This is a genomic window from Benzoatithermus flavus, from assembly GCF_037908215.1.
Classification (GTDB): Bacteria; Pseudomonadota; Alphaproteobacteria; order Geminicoccales; family Geminicoccaceae; genus Benzoatithermus; species Benzoatithermus flavus.
This window is the reverse complement of record NZ_JBBLZC010000015.1, coordinates 82,798-93,987: the sequence shown is the minus strand read 5'-3', so window position 1 is coordinate 93,987 and position 11,190 is coordinate 82,798. Positions and strand designations below refer to the sequence as shown.

The 11,190-nt window shown below is 68.8% G+C and carries 10 protein-coding genes; 2 read left to right on the top strand and 8 right to left on the bottom strand.

Annotated features, from left to right (window positions below; all coding sequences use genetic code 11):
- Window positions 1-183: 183 nt before the first annotated feature.
- The 6 genes from U1T56_RS15475 to U1T56_RS15450 form a co-directional block, all read right to left on the bottom strand.
- Window positions 184-1,404, bottom strand: coding sequence for an argininosuccinate synthase (locus U1T56_RS15475; RefSeq protein WP_418160389.1), 1,221 nt, complete (start codon window positions 1,402-1,404; stop codon window positions 184-186).
- 71 nt (window positions 1,405-1,475) lie between these two features.
- On the bottom strand, window positions 1,476-2,114 hold the full coding sequence (gene grpE / locus U1T56_RS15470; protein WP_418160388.1) for a nucleotide exchange factor GrpE: 639 nt from the start codon (window positions 2,112-2,114) through the stop codon (window positions 1,476-1,478).
- Window positions 2,111-3,193, bottom strand: a complete 1,083-nt coding sequence (gene hrcA, locus U1T56_RS15465) for a heat-inducible transcriptional repressor HrcA (RefSeq protein WP_418160387.1) — start codon at window positions 3,191-3,193, stop codon at window positions 2,111-2,113. Before hrcA ends, grpE begins: the two co-directional genes overlap by 4 nt.
- A gap of 191 nt (window positions 3,194-3,384) precedes the next feature.
- Window positions 3,385-3,816 carry an RNA recognition motif domain-containing protein gene (locus U1T56_RS15460; RefSeq protein ID WP_418160386.1) on the bottom strand — a complete coding sequence of 144 codons (432 nt, stop codon included), beginning with the start codon at window positions 3,814-3,816 and terminating at the stop codon, window positions 3,385-3,387.
- A gap of 315 nt (window positions 3,817-4,131) precedes the next feature.
- Entirely contained in the window at window positions 4,132-5,409 is a 1,278-nt protein-coding gene (locus U1T56_RS15455; RefSeq protein ID WP_418160385.1) for an MFS transporter, read from the bottom strand.
- A 29-nt stretch (window positions 5,410-5,438) separates the two neighbouring features.
- Window positions 5,439-6,806, bottom strand: a complete 1,368-nt coding sequence (locus U1T56_RS15450; RefSeq protein ID WP_418160384.1) for an aspartate aminotransferase family protein — start codon at window positions 6,804-6,806, stop codon at window positions 5,439-5,441.
- A 150-nt stretch (window positions 6,807-6,956) separates the two neighbouring features.
- Here U1T56_RS15450 and U1T56_RS15445 point away from each other — a divergent pair, with 150 nt between their 5' ends.
- Both U1T56_RS15445 and U1T56_RS15440 read left to right on the top strand, forming a co-directional pair.
- Window positions 6,957-7,208, top strand: a complete 252-nt coding sequence (locus U1T56_RS15445) for a zinc ribbon domain-containing protein (RefSeq protein WP_418160383.1) — start codon at window positions 6,957-6,959, stop codon at window positions 7,206-7,208.
- A gap of 142 nt (window positions 7,209-7,350) precedes the next feature.
- A complete protein-coding gene (locus tag U1T56_RS15440; RefSeq protein ID WP_418160382.1) occupies window positions 7,351-8,847 on the top strand; it encodes a catalase in 1,497 nt (498 codons plus the stop codon).
- A gap of 108 nt (window positions 8,848-8,955) precedes the next feature.
- On the opposite strand, the gene U1T56_RS15435 is transcribed toward U1T56_RS15440, so the two are convergent.
- Both U1T56_RS15435 and U1T56_RS15430 read right to left on the bottom strand, forming a co-directional pair.
- Window positions 8,956-10,296 carry a glutamine synthetase family protein gene (locus U1T56_RS15435; protein ID WP_418160381.1) on the bottom strand — a complete coding sequence of 447 codons (1,341 nt, stop codon included), beginning with the start codon at window positions 10,294-10,296 and terminating at the stop codon, window positions 8,956-8,958.
- Complete coding sequence (locus U1T56_RS15430; RefSeq protein ID WP_418160380.1) at window positions 10,271-11,104, bottom strand: gamma-glutamyl-gamma-aminobutyrate hydrolase family protein; 834 nt, start codon at window positions 11,102-11,104, stop codon at window positions 10,271-10,273. Before U1T56_RS15430 ends, U1T56_RS15435 begins: the two co-directional genes overlap by 26 nt.
- Window positions 11,105-11,190: the final 86 nt, after the last annotated feature.

Below are 11,190 nucleotides of genomic sequence, written 5' to 3'. Positions count from 1 at the left end.
GGCCGCCCGGGGCCCCCCCCGCCCCACCTCCTCCGGGGGTGACCCCCCCCCCCCCCCCCCCCGCCCCCCCCCGGCCCCCCGCGACGGCAAGAAAAGAGGCCGGCGGGAAGACACCGCCGGCCTCGCTTCATGGGCGTCCGATGGCCCGGCCGGCTTACGCGACCGGCGCTCGGGCTCTTCGAATCACTTCTCCGCCAGCTCCTTCGCCAGGGCGCCAATGCGCAGGCGCAGTGCGTTCAGGCGGATGAAGCCCTCGGCGTCGCGCTGGTTGTAGACCGTGTCCTTCTCGAAGGTCGCGAAGGCATGGCTGTAGAGGGTACAAGGTGATTTGCGGCCCACCACCTGCACCGAGCCCTTGTACAGCTTGAGGCGGACCGTGCCCGTGACGTTCTCCTGGCTCCTGTCGATCAGGGCCTGGAGCATCTCGCGCTCGGGTGCGAACCAGAAGCCGTTGTAGATGAGCTCGGCGTAGCGCGGCATGAGCTCGTCCTTGAGGTGTGCGGCACCCCGGTCGAGCGTGATGCTCTCGATCGCCCGGTGCGCGGCCAGAAGCACGGTGCCGCCCGGTGTCTCGTAGACGCCGCGGCTCTTCATGCCGACGAAGCGGTTCTCGACCAGATCGAGCCGGCCTACGCCGTTAGCGCCCGCGAGGTCGTTGAGCCGACGCAGGAGCTGGGCCGGCGACAGGCGCTCGCCGTCGACCGAGACCGCATCGCCGCGCTCGAAGCCGATCTCGACATAGGTGGGCTTGTCGGGGGCGAGCTCGGGCGAGACGGTGCGGGTGAACATCTCCTCGTCGGGCTCGACCCACGGGTCTTCCAACGCTTTGCCCTCGTAGGAGATGTGGAGCAGGTTGGCGTCGGTCGAGTAGGGCGGCTCGCCCCGCTTGCCGCGCGGGATCGGGATCTGGCGGGCCTCGGCGTACTCGATCAGCTTCTCTCGGGAATCGAGATCCCACTCGCGCCAAGGTGCTATCACCTTGATGTGCGGGTTGAGCGCATAGCAGGACAGCTCGAAGCGGACCTGGTCGTTGCCCTTGCCGGTGGCCCCGTGCGCCACCGCATCCGCCCCCACCAGCTGCGCGATCTCGATCAGGCGCTTGGCGATCAGGGGCCGGGCGATCGAGGTGCCGAGGAGATAGCTGCCCTCGTAGAGGGTGTTGGCGCGGAACATCGGGAAGACGAAGTCGCGCACGAACTCTTCCTGCAGATCCTCGATGAAGATCTGCTTCACACCCATCATCTCGGCCTTGGCGCGGGCGGGCTCGAGCTCTTCGCCCTGGCCGAGGTCAGCGGTGAAGGTAACGACCTCGCAGCGATAGTGGTCCTGCAGCCATCGCAAAATAACCGAGGTGTCGAGGCCGCCCGAATAGGCCAGGACGACCTTCTTCACGCTGCTCTGCATGAGCGCTGTCCTTCAGTGCATGCTTGCCAGGCGAGGCGGCGCAGCGCCGCCTCCGTTCCCCGAGGCCGGATTCAGGCGACGGTGTCGACCCGCACCCCCGGCTCCGTCGTCTCCTCGTCCGCGGCGGTATCCGCTTGCGGAGCCGCCTTGGCCACACCGACGAGCGCCGGCCGCAGGAGGCGGTCGGCGATCACATACCCGGCCTGCACGACCTCGGCAATGGTGCCGGGCGGCTGGGCGTTGGTCGGCACCTCGAACATCGCCTGGTGCAGCTTGTGGTCGAACTTGTCGCCCTTCTGCGGCTCCACCTTGCGGACCTGGTGCTTCTCGAAGGCGTTCAGGAGCGAGCGCCCGGTCATCTCGACGCCGAGCACCAGGTTCTTGACGAACTCGTTCGCCTCGCGCGCCTCGGGCGGGACCGAGGCCAACGCACGGGAGAGATTGTCGGCGACCTCGAGGAGATCGCGGGCGAAGCCGGTGATGGCGAACTTGCGGGCGTCCTCGATCTCGCGCTGGGTACGCCGGCGCAGGTTCTCCATGTCGGCGAGCGTGCGGAGCAGGCGGTCCTTGAGCTCGGCCACCTCCTCGGGTGTGGGCGCCTCCTCCGTCCGTGGCTCGGTGTCGTTGGCCGATGCCCGAGCGGCGTCGTTCGCCGGGGCGGCCGCGGCAGGTTGCTCGATCTCGGAATTCTCGCGCGTCGTGTCGCTCATCGTCTCGTCTCGGTGTCGGGTGCGCCGAGAAGCCGGCTGACCACCCGGGCGGTATAGTCGACCAGGGGGATGATGCGGGCATAATTCATACGGGTGGGGCCGATCACACCGATCGCCCCCACGACGGAGGCCCCGCGCCCGCCTTCCGTGCCCGCGCGGTAGGGGGCAACGATCATCGAACAGCCGGACATACCGAAAAGCTGGTTCTCGCTGCCGATGAAGATCTGCACCCCCTTCGCGGACTGGGTGAGCTCGACCAGGCGGAGAATGCTCTGTCGTGCTTCCAGCATCTCGAACAACGTCCGAATGCGCTCGAGGTCCGCGAGATTCGTGACGTCGTCGAGCAGCTTCGCGTGGCCGCGCACGATGAGAAAGCCGCTGCCCCGGCCGTCGCCGTCGCCGGACCAGGTGGCGAGCCCGGCCTTGATCACCTTCTCGGTCAGCGCGTCGAGCTGGGTCCTGTGCTGTTCGATCTCCTCGACGATGCGCGCACGCGCTTCCGCGAAGCTCCGGCCGCTGAGCCGTGCCGTCAGATAGTTGCCGGCTTCGATCAGGGTCGAGACGGGCATGCCCAAGGGCACGTCGATCACCCGGTTCTCGACGAGGCCGTTGTCGCCGACCACGATGACCAGCGCCCGGCCCGGCGAGAGCGGAACGAACTCGATGTGGCGGAAGGGCCGGTCGTTGGTGGGGGCGGTGACGATGCCGGCATAGCGCGAGAGGGCCGAGAGCGCGTCCGACGCATCGCCCAGGACGGCCTCGATGCTGCGGCCGCGCACGGCGCACTGGCTCTCGATCGCGTGGCGCTCCTCCTCGGTGAGGTTGCCCACCTCGAGCAGGCCGTCGACATAGAGCCGCAAGCCTGCCTCGGTCGGCAGCCGACCGGCGGAGGTGTGGGGGGCATAGAGGAGGCCTGCCTCCTCGAGATCGGCCATGACGTTGCGGATGGTCGCAGGCGAGACCTGCTCCTCCAGGCGTCTGGCGATGGTGCGGGAACCAACGGGCTCGCCGGTCGCGACGTAAGCGTCGACGATCTGGCGGAAAACCTCTTTGGAACGGGCGCTTAGCTCGACGATCATCCCGGTGCTGGGTCGATCTGCAGTCCAGGCCCGTATGTAGGAAGCAGGCGGGGCAGCGTCAACGCGAGCCCCGGAGGGACAAAGACACCCGCCGGGCGGGAGGCTGCCACCCTGCGTTCGAAGTACGGCGCGATCCACCCCGCCGTCTCGCCGACAGCGGGGCGGAACCGACGCTCGTTCGGATCAGGCGATCAGAAGCGCGGGCCGGAACGGGGGCCACGCGGGCCACGGCCGAAGCCGCCACCGCCCCCCATATCGTCGCGCGGGCCGCGCGGGCCGCCGAAGCCGCCGCCCCTCGGGCCACCGAAGCCGCCACCGCCATTCTCGGAGCGCGGGCCGCGCGGACCGCGGGGACCGCCCGGACCACCCGGACGGGCGCGCTCCTCGGCAACGCGCACGGCGAGGCTGCGGCCGCCGATCTGGTAGCCGTCGAGCTCGCGGATCGCGTTGTCCGCCTCCTGCTCGGAGCCCATCTCGATGAAGCCGAAGCCGCGCGAGCGACCGGTCTCCCGGTCGGTGGCGATCTTCACCGACAGCACGTTGCCGTGCGTGCTGAAGAGGCCACTCAGCTCGTCGCTCGTCGTCGAGTAGGGGAAGTTGGCGACAAAGAGTTTACAAGACATCGATTTACCCAGGGCACGAAGGGCTTGACGAGTTGAGGATGGTGTCGACCAACCCCTATCGGCCCCGATTTCCCTGCAGACTCGGCTCGTGAAGCCCACATGCCGCCATGATACTCGCCAAGGCTGACGACGCCGAATGGAGAGACCGCTGGCGACTGGCCCTGCCGTCCGCGGGACGGCGAGAGCAGGGGCTATTGGGAGGAGCTAAGTCGAAGAGATGGCGGCGTCGATCCTGGGCGGTGTTCATCCACGTCTGCACTATAACGCCGAACCGGCTCCGGTGCGAGGCCTAAAAGCAGCCAAGGCACGGATTTGTCACCCTGCATCGGCCAGCGCCACGGGCTCGATGCTCTGATCCTCGGGCTGGGCACGAGCGCTCTTCTGCGCCAGCGGGGTGACGACCGGCGAGGGCGCCGGCAGCACGATGTAGGGCCCGCGCTCCTCGGCGGGCACGGTCGGACGGCGGGTCATGCGGTAGAAGGCGAAGAGGCCGATCGCGCCGTGAACGAGCGCCAGGAAGAGGGGGAAACCCGAAGGGCCGGCGAGCTGCATGGCGCTCGCGGTGAGCGTGGGACCTATGGCTGCGCCCAGGCCATAGCCCAGGATGAGGGCGCTGCTCGCCCCCACCATCTGCTCGGGCGAGAGAAAGTCGTTCGTGTGCGCGACGCAGACCGCGTAGAGCGGCAGCGACAGGCCGCCGACGAGAAAGAAGCCCGGAAACAGGGAGGAGCGCGGCAGATCGGGAAAGAGCGCGGGCGGCAGGGCCACCACGGCGGTGAGGAGCGTCGCTGCCACGATCACCCAGCGCCGGTCGAGCCGGTCGGAGAGGCGGCCGATCGGCACCTGGAACACCACCCCGCCCAGGATCACGGCTGCCATGAAGACCGAGATCGCCGCGACCGACAGCCCTTCCTCGGCCGCGAACACCGGCCCCATGCTGTAGAGGCCGCTATGGGCCACGCCCACCCCGACGATGCCGACCACGCCCAGAGGCGAGACGCGATAGAGCTCCCAAAGGCCGATGCCGCGCGGCGAGCTCACGGCGGGTGCCGGGCTCGCCGTGAGCAGCATCGGCACCGAGGCGACCGAGATCAGCACCGAGACCAGCATGAACAGCGCGAACCCCTTCGGGTCGGCGAGGTTGAGCAGGAACTGGCCGGCGGCGAGTCCGCCCATCTGCACCACCATGTAGAGCGAGAGGAGCCGGCCCCGCGTCTCGTTGGTGGCGCTGCCGTTGAGCCAGCTCTCGGCGACGATGAAGGCGCCCGCGAAGCAGTAGCCGGTGAGCAGCCGCATCGCGAACCAGGCCAGAGGCTCGATGAAGAGCGCATGGAACAGGATGGCGGTCGAGCCCAAGGAGAGAAGCGCTGCGAACACCCGCACGTGTCCGACCCGGGACACCAGCCTGGGCGTCGAGAAGGAGCCGAGAAGGAGGCCGATATAGTAGCCGGACATGACGAAGCCGGTGATCGCGGCCGGGAATGCCTCGAGATTCGCGCGCACGCCCAGGAGCGTGCCCTGGAGCCCGTGGCCCAGCATGAGCAGGGCGATGCCCGCAAGCAGCGCCCAGGTCTGGCGCAGGATCGTCAGCATGAGCGCTCCCGTCGGGCTGGCATCACCGTTCAGGCTCGGCCGATGGCGGCCAGGGTCTGATCGAGGCTCGTTCTCGCCTTCGTGACGATCTCGTCGATCTGCTCCTCGGTGACGATCAGGGGTGGCGAGAGCACCATGCCGTCGCGGATCGCCCGCATGACGAGCCCGTTCTCGACGCAGAGATCGCGGCAGACGAGCCCGACCTTGCCGACGGGCTGGAACAGCTCGCCCGTTGCCTTGTCCTTGCAGAGCTCGACGCAGGCGAGAAGGCCCTTGGTGCGGACCTCGCCCACGAGCGGATGATCGGCGAGGGTCGTGAGCCGCTCGCGGAAATAGGCGCCGATCGGGCCGGAGGCGCGCGTGCCGAGGCCCTCCTCCTCCATGATCCTGATGTTCTCGAGTGCTATGGCCGCGCAGACGGGATGGCCGGCATAGGTGACGCCGTGCGCGTACTCCTTCTCGCCGGCAAAGATCACGTCGCCCACGCGTCGGCCGAACGCGACGGCCGCGATCGGCACGTAGCCCGAGGACAGGCCCTTCGCCATCGAGACGATGTCGGGCTCGAACCCCATGGTCTCGTGGCCCCACCAGCTTCCGGTGCGGCCGAAGCCGCAGATCACCTCGTCCGAGACGAGAAGCACGTCGTATTGCCGGCAGATGCGTTGCACCTCGGGCCAGTAGGTCTCGGGCGGGATGATGACGCCACCCGCGCCCTGGATCGGCTCGGCCACGAAGGCCGCGACGTTCTCGGGGCCGAGCTCCAGGATCTTCTCCTCCAGCCAGCGCGCGGCCTCGAGGCCGAACGCGGCCGGGTCCTTGCCGCGTCCTTCGATCCAGGGATAGGGGTTGCCGATATGGTGGAAGCGCGGCAGCGGCAGGTCGAACGGCTCGTGCATGAAGCGCATGCCGGTGAGGCTGGCCGAGCCGACGCCGACACCGTGGTAACCCAGTGTTCGGCTGATGAAGTGCTTCTTCTCGGGTTTCCCCATCAGGTTCCAGTAATACCAGACCGACTTGATGACGGTGTCGTTGGCCTCGGAGCCCGAGTTCACGAAGTGGAACCGGTCCATGCCGGGAGGAAGGAGCTGCGCCAGCTTCGCCGCGAGCTCGACCGCGGGCGGCGTCGCACACTGGAAGAAGGCGTTGTAGTAGTCGAGCTGCCTGATCTGGTCGTGCGCGATCCGGGCGAGGCGCTCGCGGCCGTGGCCGATCTGGGTGCACCACAGGCCCGCCATACCGTCGAGGATCTTGTGCCCCTCGCTGTCCCAGACGTAGCAGCCCTCGGCGCGGGTGATGATCCTCGCACCTTTTTCCGCGAGCTCCTTGTGGGTGGTGAAAGGATGGAAGTGATGGCGGGCGTCGAGCTCCTGCCAGCGGCGGGTCTGTTCGGAGAGCATTATGCGGCCGTCGTTGTTCTTACCTTCGCGCCTATCTCCTAGCAGGAGTATCGAAGGGAGCGAAGGGTAGCGCACGGCGCTGGACGCTCTCGCGGGGTTGCGCCAGCGCCGCTATATCTTCGTTCAGCCATTCATCGGGAGCCTGCCACGATGCCACTCTATACCTACCACTGCGACCAGCACGGCGAGTTTTCGGCCTGGGGCAAGATGAGCGAGAGCGACGCGCCGCAGCCCTGCCCGACCTGCGCCGAGCCGGCGCCGCGCGCCCTGGCACGGCCGGCGATCGGCGGCCGGAGCGATGACGGGGGGGCGAGCTTCGAGGGCGGCTGCGGCGAGGGCGCCTGCGCCAGCGAGCGGCCGAGCTTCGGCGGCTGCTGCGGCGGCGGAGCCTGCATGCACTGAGGCCGGTGCCCGCCGGCGACCGCTTGGGGCTCGCAGCCTGGTGATGGAACCAGGCAGGCAGCGGGCGGTTTCGCCCGGCGATCTCTGGTCGGCACGGTGCCGATGCCTGCCGACCGGTCGGCCGCTCGGGGGAGGAGATGGGATGCAGGTTCTCTACACCGCGAGCGCAACCGCCACCGGCAGGCGGCAGGTCCGTTCGCCGGATGGCGTGCCGAACCTGCCGCCGGCGCTGACGAAGGAGCTCGGTGGCATGGGCGCTGCTGTGGCCGGCCCGGAGCAGCTCTTCGCCGCCGGCTACGCCGCCTGCTTCGAGAATGCCCTCCTGCGCGTGGCACGGGAGCACGAGGCCTCGATCCGGGAGTCCTCTGTCGCCGCTCATGACGGCATCGGCCGGGGAGAGGACGGCTGCTTCCGGCTGACGGTCGCCCCGGAAGTGTCGGTCCCGGAGCGCGACGGGGCAGGGATCGAGGAGGTGGCCGGCATCGCCCGCGAGGAGATCCGCCCCTACTGCCGGGCGACGCACGACAACATCGGGGTGGAGGTCAGGGTCGTCCGACCCGGCGGCCACCGCCGGTCCACGAGGCGACCCCTTTTGCTACCGTCCCGTGCCATCCCAACCCGCAGAGAGGCAGCAATGGACTCGATCAGGATCAGGCGTGTCGCCACTGCGCTGGCCCTGACGTTCCCTCTCGCCCTTGCGCCGGCTGCCGCCTTTGCTCGGGACGCCGCCACCGTGGCGGAGCAGACCATCGAGGTGATGCAGAAGCTTTTCGGCCGGCACACCGGGATGCGGGTCAACCACGCCAAGGGCGTGGTGGTGGAGGGCAGCTTCATCCCCGCCGAGGCCGGCGCCCGGCTCAGCCGGACCTCGCTGTTCCGGAGCGGGACGGTGCCGGTCATCGGACGCTTCTCCGATGCGACCGGCATTCCCGACATTGCCGACGGCTCGCCGCAGGCGCGGCCGAACGGCCTCGCGGTGCGTTTCCAGTTGCCGAACGGCGAGCAGATGGACATGGTGCTGAACACCTTGCCCTTCTTCCCCGTGGCGACCGGCGAGGAGTTCCTGGAACTGCTGCGCGCCGCCGCTGCCAGCGGTCCGGGCGTGCCGAAGCCCACGCCGCTCGAGCGGTTCGGCGAGACCCATCCCGCGGCGCCCCGCGCCGCGGCGAGCCTGGCGACGCCGGCGAGCTTCGCGCGAACGGCCTACAATGGCATCAATGCCTTCGTCTTCGTGGACGCGGCCGGCAAGCGTCGACCCTTCCGCGCACGGGTAGTCCCGGTCGAGGGAGTGCAGACGCTCGGCGCGGAGGAGGCATCCCGGCGGCCACCGAACTTCCTCATGGACGACATGGTCGCGCGCCTGGGGCAGGGGCAGCCGGTGCGGTACCACCTCATGGCCCAGCTCGCCCGCCCCGGCGACCAGACGCGGGACGCCACCCAGCCCTGGCCCGAGGACCGCGAGCTGGTGGAGCTCGGCACCATTGCTTTCGACAGGGTGCCGCCGGAGGCGGATCGGATCGCTCGGGAGAATGTGTTCATGCCGAACAACCTGCCGGACGGCATCGAGGTCTCGGACGACCCGCTGATCGATGCGCGGGTTCAGGCCTACGCCGTGTCCTTCGGGCTCAGGTCGCCGTGAGCTCCGTCCCGGAGCTGGCCGCAGGTCGGGTTCGCTGCCGCGACGCCCACGGAAGGCCCGGGTTCTGGCGAAGGACGTCGGGCAGGTCGCGCGGCCGTCGTGCTGGGCTCAGACGTTCAAGAGCAGGTGCTCGCGCTCCCAGGAGCTGATGACGCGCTGATAGGCGTCGTGCTCGGCCTGCTTCACGGCGAGCAGCACCTCGACGAACGATTCGCCCAGGACCTCCTTCAAGGGGCCGCTCTGGTGGAGCTTGCGGAGCGCGTCCGGCATCTGCTGCGGCAGGGTCTGGGCCAAGCGGTAGGCCGAGCCCTTGATGGGATCGGTGGGCTCGATTTCGCCCACCATGCCGAGCCAGCCGCAGGCGAGCGAGGCCGCGATGGCGAGATAGGGATTGGCGTCGGCGCCGGCGATCCGGTTCTCGACCCGGCGGGAATCGGGCGAGGAGATCGGCACGCGCAGGCCCACCGTGCGGTTCTCGATCCCCCAGTGAACGTTGATCGGCGCCGTCGACCAGCGGCGCAGGCGGCGGTACGAGTTGACGTTGGGGGCAAGGAGCGGCATCGCGGCGGGGAGGAACTTCTGCAGCCCGCCGATGAACCAGTGGAACAGCTCGCTCGCCTCGCCGTCGGCGTTCGAGAACAGGTTCCGCCCGGTCTCGAAGCTGTAGACGCTCTGGTGCACGTGCATCGAGCTGCCGGGCTCGTTCTCCATGGGCTTGGCCATGAAGGTGGCGTAGATGCCGTGCTTCAAGGCCGCCTGGCGCAGGGTGCGCTTGAACAGGAAGGCCTGGTCGGCGAGCTCGAGCGCGTCGCCGTGGTTGAAGTTGATCTCCATCTGCGCCGCCCCGGCCTCGTGGGTCAGCGTGTCGATGTCGATCCCCTGCGCCTCGCACCAGTCGTAGACGTCCTCGAAGATCGGGTCGAACTCGTTGACGGCGTCGATGCCGAAGGACTGGCGCGCGGTCTCCTGGCGGCGCGAGCGGCCGACGGGCGGCACCAGCGGATAGTCGGGGTCTTCGTTGATCTTGGTGAGGAAGAACTCGAGCTCGGGTGCGACGACCGGCTTCCAGCCCTTCTCCTCGTAGAGGGCGAGCACGCGCCGCAGCACGTGGCGGGCCGAGATCTCGACCGGCGAGCCGTCGTGGTAGACGCAGTCGGCGATCACCTGCGCCGTGGGCTCGGGATACCAGGGGACGAGGCGGATCGAGTTGAAGTCCGGCCGGAGCCGGATGTCGCGATCGATCGGATCGATCACGTCCTCCTCGGGATAATCGCCCGTGACCGTCTGGATGAAGATGCTCTCGGGGAGGCGCAAGGAATCGTCCTCGAGCGAGCGCAGGAACTTCTCGCCCGGCAGAATCTTGCCGCGGGCGATGCCGTTGATGTCGGCGACGATGCACTCGACCTCGGTGACGTGGTGCTCTCTAAGCCACTGCTGGAACTGGGTCATGCCTGGTCCTGGAGGCGGCCCGCGCCCGGGCCGCGGCGCCGAAGGCCGCGAACATCAGGCGGGACCAGCGATTCTCGAGCACCTGCCACTCGGGATGCCACTGCACGGCGAGCGCGAAATTCCTGGCATCTGCGACGCTCACCGCTTCGATCGTGCCGTCGTCGGCTACGGCCTCGACCACGAGGCCGGGGGCGAGGCGGTCGATGCCCTGGCCGTGGAGCGAGTTGACCTCGATCCGGGCCGCACCTTCGAGGATCGCCTGCAGTCTGCCGCCGGGTGTGAGCGTGACGGGATGGGCGAGGCCGTAGCGCTCGGCGTAAGGCTTGGTTTTGTCGGATCGGTGGTCGAAGCGGCCGGGCACCTCGTGCACGTGCTGGTGCAGGGAGCCGCCGAAGGCGACGTTGAGCTCCTGCAGGCCGCGGCAGATGGCGAACAGCGGCACGCCTGCGGCCACGGCTTTGCGGATCAGGGGCAAGGTGGTCGCGTCCCGCGCCGGGTCGGCCTCGTTGCCTTCGCGCGGTGGCGGTCCGCCGTAAAGGGAAGGATCGACGTTGGAGGGACTGCCCGTGACGAGGAGGCCGTCCAGGCGCTCGAGCAGCGCGTCCGGATCGAGCCGCTCGCCGATGGCAGGGATCAGCACCGGGATGGCCGCGGCACCCGCCACCACAGCGTCGACATATTTGTCGCCGACACTGTGGAAGTGCGAATGGTCGCGCGGCTTCAGACAGGAGGTGACGCCTACGAGAGGGGAAGGCAGCACGTTCTTCATAGAAGAAAGGATATAGCCGAGGCCCGTGAGCAGGAACAAGCCGGGCGCTGGTGAAACCAGGGATGTGAAATCGAAAGAGGGGGCTCTCGCCCCCTCTTCCCGATCGACCGTTCGTCGTGAAGGGC